Genomic DNA, 14,409 nt, shown 5'->3' on the forward strand with positions numbered 1-14,409 from the left:
TGACCGACGACGCCATCAGGGCGGCGGCGAGGAGCAGCGGGACGGGCGGTGCGACGCCGAGGGCCAGGCCGGCGACCGCGGCCGGGGAAACGGCCCATACCCCGGCCGTCAGTATCGACTCGACGGACAGCGCCTGGGCCGCCGCACGCTCCGGGACGAGCACGGTGAGCAGCGTGCGCAGGCCACCGGTGGCGGCGGCCGGGGCGGCACCGGCGACAAGCGCGAGCCCGGCGAGGACTGTTGAGTGCGCGTCGGGGAACACCCCAAGCCCCGTGAAGGCGGCGGCTCCGACCGCGAGGCCGACGGCCAGGTGAACGCGGGCATGGTCGGGGCGCAGACGCATCCCGAGGAAGGGGGCGCCGACGATCTCGCCGATGACATAGGCCGCCGCGAGGATGGCGCCCAGCGAGTAGCCGCCCGGCCGCTCGCGCACCAGGAAGACCAGGGCCAGCGGGGCCATGGCCACGGGCATGCGGGCGCCGATGGTGGTGCAGGCCCAGATCAGGACCTGTTTGGAGGCGACGTCGCGGTAACTCATGCAACGACGCTAAAGGCCGGCACTGACAACGCCCCAGAGGATTTCCAGCGCCTGTGGAAAACTCGTGAGCACCGCTTCAGAAAGTCAGCACCCCGCTCAGAAAGTCAGCACCCCGCGCGCCACCCGCCCCGCCTCCGCGTCCCCCACCGCCTTCTCGAAGTCCTCGACCGGGTAGGTCTCGGTCACCAACTCGTCGAGCAGCAGCCGCCCTTCCCGGTACAGCTCGGCGTACAGCGCGATGTCCCGCTGCGGGCGCGACGACCCGTACCGGCAGCCCAGGATCGCCTTGTCCAGGTACATGGAGGAGACACGGAAGGACGCCTCGGCCGACGCCGACGGAACACCGAGCAGTACCGCCTGGCCGTGACGGTCCAGCAGATCGACCGCCTCCCGGACCAGTTCCACCCGGCCCACGCATTCGAACGCATGGTCCACCCCCGTCGGCAGAATGTCCCGCACCCCGTCCGTCGAGGTCAGGAAATGGGTGGCACCGAACCGTCGCGCCACCGCCTCCTTGGCCGGATTCGCGTCCACCGCCACGATCCGCAGCGCGCCCGCGATCCGCGCCCCCTGGATGACGTTCAGCCCGATCCCGCCCGTCCCGATCACCAGCACGCTGTCCCCGCGGTCCACCTTCGCCCGGTTGAGCACGGCACCCACCCCGGTCAGCACCCCGCAACCGATGAGCGCCGCCGACGGCATCGGAATGTCGTGCGGGATACGGACCGCCTGCACCGCCTTCACCACGGTCCGTTCCGCGAAGGCCGAGTTGGACGCGAACTGGTACACCGGCCGCCCGTCCCGAGTGAACGGCTGCCCCGGCCGCCCGATCGCCTGCCGGCACATCGTCGGCCGCCCCCGGTCGCACTCCGCGCACGCACCGCAGTTGGCGAGCGTGGACAGGGCCACATGGTCGCCGGGGCTCACATGGGTGACGCCGTCCCCCACCGCCGCCACGACCCCCGCCCCCTCGTGGCCGAGCACCACAGGAACGGGAAAAGGTATGGTCCCGTCCACCACGGACAGATCGCTGTGACACAGCCCCGCCGCCGACACGGCCACCTGGACCTCACCCGGACCCGGATCCCGTACGACGAGATCGTCCACGACCTCGACCCGCTTCCCGTCGAACACGACGCCTCGCATCACGCAGCTCCCTGTCAGCCCTTGTCAGCCCTTGTCGGCCCTGTCGGCCTTCGGCTCTCTCGGCAGGCCGAGCACGCGCTCGGCGATGATCGTGCGCTGGATCTGGTCGGAGCCGCCGTAGATCGTGTCGGCCCGGGAGAAGAGGAACATGTGCTGAAACGCGTCGAGTTCGTACGGCGCCGAAGGCGACCAGTGCGACGGTCCTACGACCGCCTGGGCGCCCCGCACCTGCATCGCCAGCTCCCCGAGCCGCTGATGCCACCCGCTCCACAGCAGCTTGGCCACGCTCGGCGCGCCCGGCTCACCCGAACTCCCCAGCGTGCGCAGGGCGTTCCAGCGCATCGTCCGCAGCTCGGCCCACTGACGGACGAGCCGCTCCCGTACGACGGGATCGCGCACCGCACCCGTCTCGACAGCGGTCCGCACGACCCGCCCCAACTCCTGTGCGAACCCGATCTGCTGGGCGAGCGTCGAGACCCCGCGTTCGAAGCCGAGAAGACTCATCGCGACGCGCCAGCCGTCGCCCTCGCCTCCGACGACGTCCTCCACGCGCGCGCGTGCCCCGTCGAAGAAGACCTCGTTGAAGTCGCTCGTGCCGGTCATCTGGCGGATGGGGCGGGCCTCGATACGGCCCGGCTGGTCCATGGGGACGAGGAGGAAGCTCAGACCATGGTGACGCCGTGAGCCGGGTTCGGTACGGGCGAGAACGAAGCACCAGTCGGCCTCGTGGGCGAGCGAGGTCCAGATCTTCTGCCCCGTGACGCGGTAATACGCCCCCTGCGGCTCACGCACCGCCGTGGTGCGCACGCCGGCCAGGTCCGAGCCGGCGCCCGGTTCGCTGTAGCCCTGGCACCAGAGTTCCTCACCGGCGGCGATCGGGGGGAGGAAGCGGGACTTCTGGTCGTCGGTGCCGTGGGCGAGGAGGGTTGGGGCGAGGAGGTTCTCGCCGATGTGCCCGGAGCGCGGAGGTGCGGACGAGCGGGCGTACTCCTCGGCCCAGGCGACCTGCTGGGTGAGGGTGGCGGTGCGGTTGCCGTAGCCGGGCTCGGGCCATCCGAGGCCTATCCAGCCGGCTTTGCCGAGGGTGCGTTCCCAGGTACGGCGGTCCGGGGCGCCGTCGGCATGGGCAGCGAGCCATTCTCGCGCCTCGGCTCGAAATGTCTCGTCCTCTACGGTGAATCCGAAGTCCACGGGTCTCCTCTCAGCATGGGGTGCGTCCAGCGACCCCAGGGGCGCGGGGCTGTGACATATGCGGCTCCGCCACGTGGGCGCGAGCAACCACAACGAACCCGCAGCCGCCCTACAACGCGTCCCCCCGAGCCATCAGGCGTTCGGCCGATCTCCCCGCGCCGCCGCCTTCTCCATCCCCGCCACCCGCTCAAGCAAAGGCATCGGATCCACCCCCACCGTCCCCGGCAGAAAATCCGCGATGCGTTCCGGCGTCCAAGAGCCCTCGGTGTACGCGGCACGCAGTTCTCTCGGCTGGGCCCATACCGCGAGCTTGGGGCCCGCGATCGTGTAGACCTGGCCCGTCACACCCTGCTCCTTCGCCCGCTCCGAGAGCAGGTAGACCACCAGTGCCGCCACGTCTTCGGGTTCGCCGATCTCCGTCAGCTCCATGGGGACGTTCGCCGACATACGCGTACGGGCGACCGGGGCGACGGCATTCGCGCTCACCCCATACTTGTGCAAGCCCAGCGCAGCGCTCCTCACCAGCGAGATGATCCCGCCCTTCGCCGCGCTGTAGTTGGCCTGCGACACGGACCCCTGATGGTTGCCGCTGGTGAACCCGATCAAGGTCCCCGCCCGCTGCTTCCGCATCACCGCCGACGCCGCCCGGAACACGGTGAACGTGCCCTTCAGATGGGTCGCCACGACCGGATCCCACTCCTCCTCGGCCATGTTGAACAGCATCCGTTCCCGCAGGATCCCGGCCACGCACACAACCCCGTCGATACGGCCGTACGACGTCACCGCCGCATCCACGACCCGCTGTCCACCCGCCATCGTCGAGATGTCGTCGGCCACGGCAACCGCTTCCCCGCCCGCCGCCTCGATCTCCTTGACCACGGACTCGGCGACCTCGCTCGTCGGCGAGGCACCGTCGACCGCCACGCCGTAGTCGTTGACGACGACCCGCGCCCCGTCGGCCGCCGCGGCCAACGCCACCGCCCGCCCGATCCCCCGCCCGGCGCCCGTCACGGCGACGACCTTGCCTGCCAAGAAGTTCCCCACGCCCGGCCCCTTCCCGCGGTTTCTGACGGTCCGTTAGATTTTAGGGCCCGCCACACCGACGCACACAAGCCCCGGGGAGGACAGATGTCATCGCCTGCGCTCCATCCCGCGTTCCAAGACATCGCCAAGCGCGTGAACAACTGGGGCCGTTGGGGCACCGCCGACGAGATCGGCACGCTGAACCTGATCACCGACGAGGTCGTGCGTGAGGCCGCCGCGTGCGTCCGGAGCGGGCGGCGCGTCCCCCTCGCGCTTCCGCTCCGGCAGGACGGCGTGCAGACCGGGATGATGCCGGGGCGGGTGAACCCCCTGCACGCCATGGTGCAGATCAACCAGGAGATCTTCGGTCCGGGGACGGTGGCGTGCAGCGACGACGCCGTGACCATGGGCCTTCAGGCGGCCACCCACTGGGACGCGCTGACCCACGTCTCCCACTCGGGCAGGCTCTACAACGGCCGCCCGGCCGACTCCATCACCCCGCACGGCGGCGCCGAGTTCAGCGGCATCGACAAGGCGCGGCACGTCGTCTCGCGCGGGGTGCTGCTCGACGTGGCCCGGGCGCGCGGCGAGGACCGGCTCGACGGCTCGCACGCCGTCACCCCCGAGGATCTGGAGGCCGCCGAGGAACTCGCGGGCACGCGCGTGCGTGCCGGTGACATCGTGCTCGTACGGACCGGACAGATCCAGGTGTACCTCGCCGGCGACAAGCACGCGTACGGCTATCCGTCGCCGGGGCTGTCGATCCGTACCCCGGAGTGGTTCCACGCGCGCGATGTCGCCGCGGTCGCGAACGACACGCTCACTTTTGAGATATTTCCGCCCGAGATAGAGGATTTGTGGCTGCCTGTGCACGCGCTCGATCTCGTGGAGATGGGGATGCTGCAGGGCCAGAACTGGAATCTCGAAGAGTTGTCCACAGCCTGTGGACAACAGGGCCGCTACACGTTCCTGCTGTCGGCGATGCCCGAGCCGTTCGTCGGCGCGACAGGGACCCCGGTGGCCCCGGTCGCACTGCTCTGAGGAAGGCCGACTGGCGGCGCGCCCCTGCCCGCCCCGAGCACGGCATCGCGCGCCGCCATCCGACTCCGGCGTACCCTCCCCCGCTCTCGACTTCGCTCGAGCGGGGGACCCCCATCGGCCCCCCTTGGCCCCGAAAGGGAGCCGACGCCGAATCACGACCCACACTCGTCGAGGGCTTCCGTCACCGAAACCCTCGTCGTCCCCTCGCGGCGAATCGCTGACCATAAGCGTGATCAAACGGACACGCGGCGTCAACACCCGTACGGGGATTTATTACTTATGCCCTCTATGTCATGGGCGCGCACGGAAGCACATCCCGGCGCACGGATTTACCGATGATCAGAGGGGACAGCGCTTTCTGCGACCGTGCGCCGAACCACCGGGACTTATCGAGCCGTCACCGGACCGCCGCACCTGTGCGCCGGCACCCGTGCGCCGGTCACACCGCCTCGAAGGCCAGCCCCTCGTACGCCGAAGCGCCGCCCCCGCAGGCCGCCGCGGCCTCCCGGGACTGGGCGCACCGGTCCAGTTCGCACCAGATGCGCTTGCCCGCGCCCTCGGGGCTCCACCCCCACCGGTCCGCGAGGCCGTCGACGAGAGCGAGGCCTCTGCCGCCGGTCTGCTCGCCGTCCACGCACCGGGGCACCGGGGCGCGGTCACTGCGGTCGGCCACCTCGAGGCGGACGGTGGCCGACTCCGCCGCTCCGGACGGCAGGGACAGCCGCAGTACGGCCGGACAGCCGGTGTGCACCACGGCGTTGGTGACGAGTTCGGAGACGAGCAGGATCAGCGTCTCGGCGAGCGACTCGTCGTCCTCTATGCCCGACCCGGCGAGGCGCGAGCGGGCCCATTTCCGAGCTCGCCCCACCTCCGCGGGGTCGGGCCGGATCTCCAGCTGCACTTGAAGCACCTGCACCGCTCACACCATCCGAACCGGTGGACACATAGCCTCGCGCCTCACGGGGGCCACGAGGGCCACGATCGTAGCCATTTTTTGCATGGCCAGAACAATGGCCAAAGTCGGGGTCACGGAACGTGAATCCCTTGTGGGACAGCATGGTTGACGTACAGTCACGCCAACAAGCGCTTCGGGCATATTCCAGCGCGAAGGAGTACCCGTGCGGCATACTGTGCGACGCTCGTCGCGGGGAGTCGAACAGGCGGGGTCAACAGGCCTTCCCACCCTGCGAACAGCGGCGCGCACCGCCGGATCCGGAGCCGCCCCAGGGGCAACACCGGCCTGGCTCATGCTCGGAACCACTCGCATCCCACACAAGGTACCCGAGCAAGCGGCCGACTCCGGGACGTGACGAGTCACGCATAGGACACAAGCCGATATCAACGCTCCGTAATTCCGGTATGCCACGATCCGTGACACCCGTCCCGGCCGGCCGCGTGATGTCGCAGCCCAGCGCCCTCGACGACTCCTCAGGCCGGCAGATCGGCCGCGAGCACTTCCTCACTCTCCGTAACTTCGCTGCCACGTCGTGTTCGCACCCATGTCCGTTTCAGATGCAGGTGGACCTCGCTCTCCCAGGTGAAGCCCATGCCGCCGTGCACCTGGAGACAGTCCCGCGCGCCGCGTACGGCGGCCTCGTCGGCGAGCAGCCGGGCCGCCGCGATGTCGACCGGGTCGGCGGTGACGGCGGCCGCGTACACCGCCGCGCGGGCCACCTCCGCCCGCACCAGCATCTCGGCGCACAGGTGTTTCACCGCCTGGAAGGCCCCGATCGGCTGCCCGAACTGCTCACGCGCCCGGGCGTGTTGCACCGCCAGCTCGCACGCGCGCGTGGCGGTGCCCAACTGCTCGGCAGCGGTGAGGAGCACGGCGATCGGATCCGGAGGGTCTACGGCGACCGGATCCGGAGGGTCTACGGCGACCGACTCCCGAGGGCATGCGGCGGCCGGCTCCGCACGGGTTACCCCGGCCGCCTCCGAAGGGCTTACGACGGCCGCCTCCGCAGGGCTTACGACGGCCGGCTCCACAGGGCCCCCGGCAGCCACCTCCGCAGGGCCCCCGGCGGCCACCTCCGCAGCGCTCCCGACGGCCACCCGATGCAGCGGCGTCAGCGGATCCACCGACCGCAGCGCTACGGCCCCCGACGCGTCCCCCCGCACGACGTCCGCCTCCGCCAGCCACTCCACCAGCCCGCCGTCCACGGCGGTCACGACCGCTTCCCCGGTGGCCGCGCCCGGCACGGTCCCGGCGGCGAGGTGTGTGGCCACCAGGGGACCCGGCAGCAGCGCGCGTCCCGCCTCCTCGAAGGCCAACACCGCCTCCGGCAGGCCGAGTCCGACCCCGCCGTCCTCCTCCGGCAGCCGCAGCGCGAAGAACCCGGCCTCGCCCAGCTCCCGCCACAGCGCCCGATCCAGCCCCGGCGCCCGAACGGCCGCCCACAGCGCCTCGCGGTCGAACCGCCGCGCCAGCAGCTGCCGTACACCGTCCCGCAACGCCCGCTGATCATCGGTGAGTTGGAATCGCATGCTCGCTCTCACCGCCCCTTCGGCAGTCCGAGGATCCGCTCGGCCACGATGTTCCGCTGGATCTGCGAGGTGCCGGCCGCGATGGTGTAAGACAGCGAGGACAGCCGGTCGAGCACCCACGGCCGGTCGAGATCGAGGGCGTCCGGCCCCAGAACCTCGGCTGTGGTGTCGTACAGCTCCTGCCGCGCGTGCGAGTACCTCAGTTTGAAAACCGAACCCCCCACGCCCGGTACGCCACCCGTGCGTTCCGCCTCGCTGACGTTCCACTGCGTCAGCCGCCACAGGGCGCGGAACTCGGCGTTCAGCCGGCCCAGCCTCCGCCGGAGCGCCGGATCGTCCCAGCGGCCGTTCTTCCGTGCCGTACGGGCGAGTTCGCCCAGCACGCGCCTGCACGCCACGACCTCGCCGACGAACGCCGTGCCGCGCTCGAAGGACAGCGTCACCATGGTCACGCGCCAGCCGTCGTTCTCGTCCCCGACCCGGCCCGAGACCGGAACCCGCACCTCGTCGAGGAACACCTCGGCGAACTCGGCCGAGCCGGCGAGGGTCTTCAAGGGCCGCACGGTAATGCCCGGGGTGTCCATGGGCAGGGCGAGCCAGGTGATGCCCCGGTGCTTCGGCGCCTCGGGGTCCGTCCGCACCAACAGCTCGCACCAGTCGGCGACTTCGGCATGAGAGGTCCAGATCTTGGACCCGCTCACCACGTAGTGGTCACCGTCCCTGCACGCGCGCGTGCGCAGCGCCGCGAGATCGCTGCCGGCGTCCGGTTCGCTGAACCCCTGGCACCACACCTCCTCGCCCCGGAGGATCGGCGGCAGCCAGCGCGCCCGCTGTTCGGCGGTCCCCTCGGCGGCGATCGTCGGCCCCGCGTGCAGCAGTCCGACGAAATTGGCCCCCACATAGGGGGCGCCCGCCTTCTCCGTCTCCTCCAGGAAGATCAGGTGCTGGGTGGGGGTGGCGCCCTGGCCGCCGGCGTCGACGGGCCAGTGCAGGCCCGCGTACCCGGCGTCGTAGAGCATCCGCTGCCAGCCGAGGTCGTAGGCGCGACGGCCCGGCCAGTCGTCGGGGGACGGCTTCCGGGGCAGCGTGGGCAGCACCTTCGCCAGCCACTCCCTCAACCGCGCCCGGAACTCCCGCTCTTCGGGCGTGTCCGCGAGGTCCATGCACCCACCCAACCCGATCTGATGGCTCGTCAGATCTCTGACTCTCCGGGAAGGCTAGCCCCGCACCTCTGGACCGACAAGGCGCCGAGCCCTACGCTCTGCCACGATCTGACTAGCCGTCAGCTAACTGCCACAGGGGGCCGCTGTGAACGACACCGCCCACGAGCTCAGCACCTCCCGCACCCTCTGGGACCTGGCCGCCCGCCGCGCCGACCTCACCCCCGACCGCCCCGTCCTCCTCCAGGACGACCGCTCCCTGACCTTCGGCGAGCTGCGCGCCCGGGCCGAGCGGGTGGCGGCCGGGCTGTACGGCATGGGCGTGCGCCCCGGCACGGTCGTCGCCTGGCAGCTGCCCACCCGTATCGAGACGGCGGTGCTGTCCTCCGCGCTGGCCCGCCTGGGCGCCGTACAGACGCCGGTCATCCCCTTCTACCGGGACCGCGAGGTCGGGTTCGCGCTGCGGGAGTCCAGGGCGGAGTACTTCGCCGTACCGGGCGAGTGGCGCGGCTTCGACCACGCGGAGATGGCGCGGCGGCTGGGCGCGAAGGGGGTCTTCGAGGCGTACGACCGCCTGCCGGACGGCGATCCGTCCGCGCTGCCCCCGCCGCCCGCCGAGGGCACCTCGGTCCGCTGGATCTACTGGACCTCGGGGACGACGTCCGCCCCCAAGGGCGTGCTGCACACGGACCGTTCGCTGATCGCCGGCGGCTCCTGCCTCGCCCACGCGCTACGGCCCTCCGCGTCCGACGTCGGCTCGATCGCCTTCCCGTACGCCCACATAGGCGGCCCGGATTACATGGTGATGCAGCTGCTGTACGGCTTCCCGGCGGTGATGTTCGAGCAGTTCACGCTGCCGGACGCGCTGGAGGGGTACCGCCGGCACGGGGTGACGATGGCGGGCGGGTCTACGGCGTTCTACTCGATGTTCCTGGCCGAGCAGCGCAAGCAGCCGGGCGTCCCGGTCGTCCCGACCCTGCGCTTGCTCGCGGGCGGCGGGGCGCCCAAGCCGCCGGAGCTGTACCACGCCGTCGTACGCGAGATGGGCGTGCGGCTCACCCACGGCTACGGCATGACCGAGGTGCCGATGATCACCATGGGGGCGCCGGACGACACGGCGGAGAACCTGGCCACCACGGAGGGGCGACCGCCGGAGGGGATGGAGATCCGGATCGTGGACGGGGAGGTGCGGCTGCGCGGGGAGGCCGTGTGCCAGGGGTATCTGGATCCGGCCCAGACGGCGGAGGCCTTCGACGAGGAGGGGTTTCTGCGCACCGGTGACCTCGGGCGGCTGACGGACAGCGGGCATCTGGTGCTCACCGGGCGGCTCAAGGACGTCATCATCCGCAAGGGCGAGAACATCTCGGCCAAGGAGATCGAGGACCTGCTGCACCGGCATCCAGCCGTGGGGGACGTGGCGGTGATCGGACTGCCGGACGCGGCGCGCGGGGAGTTGGTGTGCGCGGTGGTCGAACAGCCGCCGGGGGCCGGGGTGCTGACCCTGGAGGCGGTGACGTCGTATTTGCGCGCGGAAGGGCTGTCGGTGCACAAGCTGCCGGAGCGGCTGGAGGTGGTCGACGCCCTTCCGCGGGGCGAGACGCTGCGGAAGGTGCTCAAGTACAAGCTCCGGGAGCGGTTTTCGAGGACGGCGGGGGATGGTGACGTGACGGTCATTCGGGGACGGTGAACGGGCGCGTCACGCGGGGACGGTGAACAGGCGCGTCACGCGGGACCGGCGAACGGGCGCGTCACGCGGGACCGGCGAACAGGCGCGTCACGCGGGACCGGTGGAGCGGAAGCGCTACTCGGGAACGGTGAAGTAGCGGGCGAAGGCGGACACGATCTCGGTCTCCGCCACCCTGCCGTCGCCGTCCTGGTCGAGCGTGGCGGCCGCCGTGCGGGCGATGTCCTCGGTCGCACCGAGCGCCTTCAGCACCCGTACGGTGTCCTCGACGGTGGCCTTTCCGTCGCCGTCCGAGTCGGCCAGATCGAGGGCCGCGTGCAGGAAGGGGCGGGCGATCTCGGCGAACCGCTCCGGGTTGTCGCGCAGGCGCTTGACCGCGCCGCCGACGAACTCGTCCCGGGTGATGCGCTGGTCGCCGTCCCGGTCCGCGATGCCGGCCATGCCCTGCCAGAACGCTTCGGCGCCGAGGTAGAGGGCCTGTCCCTTGTCGGAGCGGGCCGCCGTACCGAACTCCGCGAGCAGCGCCTTGGCCGCCCCGCTGAAGTCCTCACGGTCGATATAGCCGTTGCCGTCCTGATCGAAGGTGGCGAACCGGGCGGCGATCCTGCGCTCGTACTCGCTGCTGACCATGTCTCTTCGAGCCGCCTTTACGTCACGTCGGGTGCATGCTGGCACGGAGCGTACGACGCCGAGGGCCCTCCGGGCGCGCGAAAAGGACGGTTGTGCCAAGACCGGGGGAATTTCGGGACAACGGTGTGGCAGAGCAGGCGTGTCGTGCGCTGCACTTGCCGTGTGGAAGCGATTGCGGCGAGTGTCATAGCGGTGGTGGGGACGTTATTGGGCGTCACGGTCACGCACTACTTCCAGGGGCGGGCGCTGAAGCGGACGGAGGGGTTCGCGCGCGACGAACGGCTCCGGCAGGAGCGGCTGCAGGCCTACTCGGCATATGCGGGCGCGCTGGTGAGCTATCGGCGTGTGCTCGTGGCCCGCTGGTCCTACGAGCACGAGCCCGGGCACGAGGACGACAACAGGGCCGCGCAGGCCCGGTCCGACGATCTGCGGTCCCAGGCGGAGCAGACGCTGTTCCGAGTCGAGATGCTCGCGGGCGGGGACGAGATCAGGCGGCAGGCCCGGGAGGCGTTCAAGAAGGTGTCGGAGGTGCACAAGACGGACGACGCCTGCGAACACCGGAGACGGCGGGCGCAGACCAACGCACTGATCCAGTCGTACGTCGTGGCCTCACGGCGGGACGTCGGCTGACCGGCTCGCACGGAATCACGCCGACAGTGGATCGGCGTCCTCCTCGAGAGCCGACGCCAGGTCCGCGTGGACCTCGAACAGGCGGCGGACGCCCAGCGCGCCCAGGACCCGGTTGACGTGGGAGCCGTCCACCGCTCCGTTGGCCGGCAGTATCAGGCGCAGGCGGCCCTGGCAGGAGCGGATGAGGCGACGGGAGGCTATGAGGACGCCGACACCGCTGGAGTCGCAGAAGAAGACCTCGGAGAGGTCGAGGACGAGGCTGTGGCGGCCCTCGGCCACCGCGTCGTGCACCCGCTGACGCAGCGCCGGCGACGTCACCAGGTCCAGCTCGCCCGACACCCTGAGCACGGCCCACTCGCCCTGCCCACTGTCGGTCACATTGAACGCCACCACCATGCCCTTCATCCGCCGGAACGCAAACGGAAGCCATCCTTTCGCTTCCTTGCAGCGCGGCTGCCCAGCGGCCGTTCCCTGAAACACAGCCCGAGAAACGGAAACTAATCGAAAGAGGCTTGTTTCCGACTCAATCGATCCTGTTCGATCAGGTCTGATCGCACGCTGCGTGGGTAGACGCCGCGTGCGAGGGGCCGTGCGCGTCAAGGTCCACTACCACCTGCGGACCGTCAGGGGGCGCGCATTGCCACAAAGGAGCGTGCGTTGTCGGAGGTGCCGACTACATTCGAGGAGACGGTGGGCACAGGCTTGACCCGGGGACGGGCAGGGTGAGGGGGCCGCATGGCGAAGAAGGACGCACCGCCCCGCTGGGACCGCAAGATGCAGCAGCGGCTCGCACGCGGTGAGGCGGCCGCCCTCGGCGAGCTCTACGACCGCTTCGCTTCCCTCGTATACAGCCTCGCCCACCGCGTACTCGGGGACGAACGCGCCGCCGACGCCACCACCCGCGACGTCTTCGCCCACGTCTGGGAACACCCCGACGCCTACGACCCCAAACAGGGCCCCCTGCGCTCCTGGGTGGCCACGCTGACCCACCATCTGGCTGTACAGCGGCTGCGCGACACCGAAACGGCCGCGCTCGCCCGGAACGGCCAGGGCTCCACCGAGGAACTGGAGCGCAAGGTCCGCCACGCCTCGGTCGCCGCCCGCGCCGACTACATCGTCCAGTCCATGCCCGTCCCACTGCGCGCCGCCCTGGAGATGGCCTACTTCCACCGCCGCGACTACCGCCAGACCGCCGCCGACCTGGGCCTCACCGAGGACGAGGCCCGACGCCGCCTGCGCCTTGGCCTACAACTGCTGTCCACCGCCCACAACGCCGCGGCGCCGGGGGCTCCGCCCGGATACGGGGGTGCGGTGTGAGCGGAGCGGGGCGCTTCGAGGCATACGACGAGCACGGCGAGGACGAGGAAAAGGAGAGGTACGGCAGCCCCCGCGAGGGCGAGGAGGGCGACGAGGGCTACGAGGGCTACGAGGGCGCTAAGAGCAGCGAGGACGGCAAGGACGACACGGACGAGCAGCAGGTCGAATACGGCCGCCCAGACGGTCCCGGCCGCCCAGGCGGTCCCGGCCGTCCAGGCGGTCCCGGCCGTCCAGGCGATCCAGACCGTCCAGACGATCCAGGCCGATCAGGCGGCCCGAACGGCCCTGACGGCCCGGGAGGCGGCGGTCCCGGAGGCGGCAACAGCCCCGACCCCCACCAGCCGCCGCCCCGCATACCCATGCCCCGCGCCTCCGTCGAGGACGGCGACCGGCCGCTGCCCACGCTGGAGGAGCTGGGAGACCTGGCACCCCGGCCCGCCCCCGCCCCGCTCGTCCTGGAGCACCACGTCCTGAAGTCGCTCCTCGGTGCCTGGGCGCTGGCCGCCTGCTCGGCTCAGGAGACGGCGGCCGTCGAGGAACACCTCGGCGACTGCGGCTCCTGCGCGGACGAGGCGCTGCGGCTGCGCGAGGCGGTCGGCCTGTTGCAGCGCCCGGAGAGCCTCGACCTGGACCCCGGCCTGCGCACCCGCGTCCTGGAGAGCTGCCTGGACCGGCGCCCGCCGCGCATCCCGGTGCCCGAGTGGGCGGCTCCGTACGACGCCGAGGCCGCCCGCCTCGACGCCCTGTTGCAGGACTTCGGCGACGCCGAGTGGCACGCGCCCGTGCGGCTGCGCTGGTTCAGGGCCGACAAGGAGACGAGCCGTCGTACGACGGTCGCCGGCGTCATCGCCCACCTGCTGTCCGTGGACGGGCTGGTCGCGGTCGCCCTCGGGCTCGACGACCCGCTGGGCGGCGTCGTCGCGCAGGCTCCCACGCCGTCCGCCCGCACCGAGGCGTACTGGCGGGCCTCGCACTTCCCGCCCACCCGCTCCGTGCGGGCGCCCTGGCGGGAGCAGAGCCACGACCTGGTGCGCACGGTGTCGTTCACCGGCGGCGGCGCCGGGAAGCCGGCGGTGTCGTACGGCGGCTGCGAGCTGCCGCTGCACGACGCGATGCTGGACCGCGCCTTCGAGTGCTGGGTGCACGCGGAGGACATCGCCGAGGCGGTCGACTATCCGTACAAGCCGCCCTCCCCGCGCCATCTCAACCGCATGATCGACCTCGCGGCCCGGATGCTGCCCGGCGCGCTGGCCGTACGGCGGCAGAACGGGATGGCCTCACCGGCACTCGGACGCCACCTCGTCCCGGCGGGCGCGCCCGGCCGCAGCCTGCGGCTGGAGATCGAGGGACATGGGGGCGGCGAGTGGCTGATCCCGCTGGACTCCCCCGGCGCGGTGGGCTCCGCCGAGCACGAGGTGGCGCACGTGGCGCTGGACGGCGTGGAGTTCTGCCGGCTGGCGGCGGGCCATGTGTCTCCGGCGGAGGCGGCGGCGGGGCAACTCGGTGACCGGGAGGCGATCAGGGACGTCCTGTTCGCTGCGGCGTCGTTGAGCCGGATGTAGGTT

General features: G+C 71.2%; 13 protein-coding genes. 5 read left to right on the forward strand and 8 right to left on the reverse strand.

The annotated features are described in order from the left end of the window. Positions 1–634: 634 nt before the first annotated feature. The 3 genes from CLM62_RS24205 to CLM62_RS24215 all read right to left on the reverse strand — a co-directional run bounded on the left by CLM62_RS24205 (position 635) and on the right by CLM62_RS24215 (position 3,919). Positions 635–1,684 carry a Zn-dependent alcohol dehydrogenase gene (locus CLM62_RS24205; protein ID WP_095751999.1) on the reverse strand — a complete coding sequence of 350 codons (1,050 nt, stop codon included), beginning with the start codon at positions 1,682–1,684 and terminating at the stop codon, positions 635–637. Between the two features lie 24 nt (positions 1,685–1,708). Continuing rightward, positions 1,709–2,875 carry an acyl-CoA dehydrogenase family protein gene (locus tag CLM62_RS24210; RefSeq protein ID WP_095752000.1) on the reverse strand — a complete coding sequence of 389 codons (1,167 nt, stop codon included), beginning with the start codon at positions 2,873–2,875 and terminating at the stop codon, positions 1,709–1,711. A 132-nt stretch (positions 2,876–3,007) separates the two neighbouring features. Continuing rightward, a complete protein-coding gene (locus CLM62_RS24215) occupies positions 3,008–3,919 on the reverse strand; it encodes an SDR family NAD(P)-dependent oxidoreductase (RefSeq protein ID WP_095752001.1) in 912 nt (303 codons plus the stop codon). A gap of 84 nt (positions 3,920–4,003) precedes the next feature. Between CLM62_RS24215 and CLM62_RS24220 the strand changes: the two genes are divergently transcribed. Further along, positions 4,004–4,939, forward strand: coding sequence for a cyclase family protein (locus CLM62_RS24220; protein ID WP_095752002.1), 936 nt, complete (start codon positions 4,004–4,006; stop codon positions 4,937–4,939). Positions 4,940–5,378: 439 nt separating this feature from the next. Here CLM62_RS24220 and CLM62_RS24225 read toward each other — a convergent pair whose 3' ends face one another. The 3 genes from CLM62_RS24225 to CLM62_RS24240 form a co-directional block, all read right to left on the reverse strand. Further along, the gene (locus CLM62_RS24225; RefSeq protein ID WP_095752003.1) at positions 5,379–5,840 is read right to left on the reverse strand and encodes an ATP-binding protein; all 462 of its coding nucleotides are present in this window, start codon (positions 5,838–5,840) and stop codon (positions 5,379–5,381) included. Between the two features lie 527 nt (positions 5,841–6,367). Continuing rightward, entirely contained in the window at positions 6,368–7,423 is a 1,056-nt protein-coding gene (locus CLM62_RS24235; protein ID WP_095752005.1) for an acyl-CoA dehydrogenase family protein, read from the reverse strand. Between the two features lie 8 nt (positions 7,424–7,431). Beyond that, a complete protein-coding gene (locus CLM62_RS24240) occupies positions 7,432–8,586 on the reverse strand; it encodes an acyl-CoA dehydrogenase (RefSeq protein WP_095752006.1) in 1,155 nt (384 codons plus the stop codon). Positions 8,587–8,731: 145 nt separating this feature from the next. Here CLM62_RS24240 and CLM62_RS24245 point away from each other — a divergent pair, with 145 nt between their 5' ends. Beyond that, entirely contained in the window at positions 8,732–10,270 is a 1,539-nt protein-coding gene (locus CLM62_RS24245; RefSeq protein WP_095752007.1) for a class I adenylate-forming enzyme family protein, read from the forward strand. A 114-nt stretch (positions 10,271–10,384) separates the two neighbouring features. On the opposite strand, the gene CLM62_RS24250 is transcribed toward CLM62_RS24245, so the two are convergent. Continuing rightward, the gene (locus CLM62_RS24250; RefSeq protein ID WP_095752008.1) at positions 10,385–10,897 is read right to left on the reverse strand and encodes an EF-hand domain-containing protein; all 513 of its coding nucleotides are present in this window, start codon (positions 10,895–10,897) and stop codon (positions 10,385–10,387) included. Positions 10,898–11,059: 162 nt separating this feature from the next. Between CLM62_RS24250 and CLM62_RS24255 the strand changes: the two genes are divergently transcribed. Beyond that, positions 11,060–11,527, forward strand: coding sequence for a hypothetical protein (locus tag CLM62_RS24255; RefSeq protein ID WP_095752009.1), 468 nt, complete (start codon positions 11,060–11,062; stop codon positions 11,525–11,527). Positions 11,528–11,542: 15 nt separating this feature from the next. Here CLM62_RS24255 and CLM62_RS24260 read toward each other — a convergent pair whose 3' ends face one another. Further along, the gene (locus CLM62_RS24260; RefSeq protein ID WP_095752071.1) at positions 11,543–11,923 is read right to left on the reverse strand and encodes an STAS domain-containing protein; all 381 of its coding nucleotides are present in this window, start codon (positions 11,921–11,923) and stop codon (positions 11,543–11,545) included. A 339-nt stretch (positions 11,924–12,262) separates the two neighbouring features. Between CLM62_RS24260 and CLM62_RS24265 the strand changes: the two genes are divergently transcribed. Further along, positions 12,263–12,844 carry a sigma-70 family RNA polymerase sigma factor gene (locus CLM62_RS24265; protein ID WP_095752010.1) on the forward strand — a complete coding sequence of 194 codons (582 nt, stop codon included), beginning with the start codon at positions 12,263–12,265 and terminating at the stop codon, positions 12,842–12,844. Next, on the forward strand, positions 12,841–14,406 hold the full coding sequence (locus CLM62_RS24270; protein ID WP_373559182.1) for a maleylpyruvate isomerase N-terminal domain-containing protein: 1,566 nt from the start codon (positions 12,841–12,843) through the stop codon (positions 14,404–14,406). Before CLM62_RS24265 ends, CLM62_RS24270 begins: the two co-directional genes overlap by 4 nt. The last annotated feature ends 3 nt before the right edge of the window (positions 14,407–14,409 follow it).

Source organism: Streptomyces sp. SA15, from assembly GCF_002291145.1.
Classification (GTDB): Bacteria; Actinomycetota; Actinomycetes; order Streptomycetales; family Streptomycetaceae; genus Streptomyces.

What these genes read in the sequence shown, in the direction of transcription:
- CLM62_RS24205 (WP_095751999.1), bottom strand. Translation starts at nt 1,684, where the DNA reads ATGCGAGGCGTCGTGTTCGACGGGAAGCGGGTCGAGGTCGTGGACGAT.
- CLM62_RS24220 (WP_095752002.1), top strand. Translation starts at nt 4,004, where the DNA reads ATGTCATCGCCTGCGCTCCATCCCGCGTTCCAAGACATCGCCAAGCGC.
- CLM62_RS24235 (WP_095752005.1), bottom strand. Translation starts at nt 7,423, where the DNA reads ATGCGATTCCAACTCACCGATGATCAGCGGGCGTTGCGGGACGGTGTA.
- CLM62_RS24240 (WP_095752006.1), bottom strand. Translation starts at nt 8,586, where the DNA reads ATGGACCTCGCGGACACGCCCGAAGAGCGGGAGTTCCGGGCGCGGTTG.
- CLM62_RS24250 (WP_095752008.1), bottom strand. Translation starts at nt 10,897, where the DNA reads ATGGTCAGCAGCGAGTACGAGCGCAGGATCGCCGCCCGGTTCGCCACC.
- CLM62_RS24260 (WP_095752071.1), bottom strand. Translation starts at nt 11,923, where the DNA reads ATGGTGGTGGCGTTCAATGTGACCGACAGTGGGCAGGGCGAGTGGGCC.
- CLM62_RS24265 (WP_095752010.1), top strand. Translation starts at nt 12,263, where the DNA reads ATGGCGAAGAAGGACGCACCGCCCCGCTGGGACCGCAAGATGCAGCAG.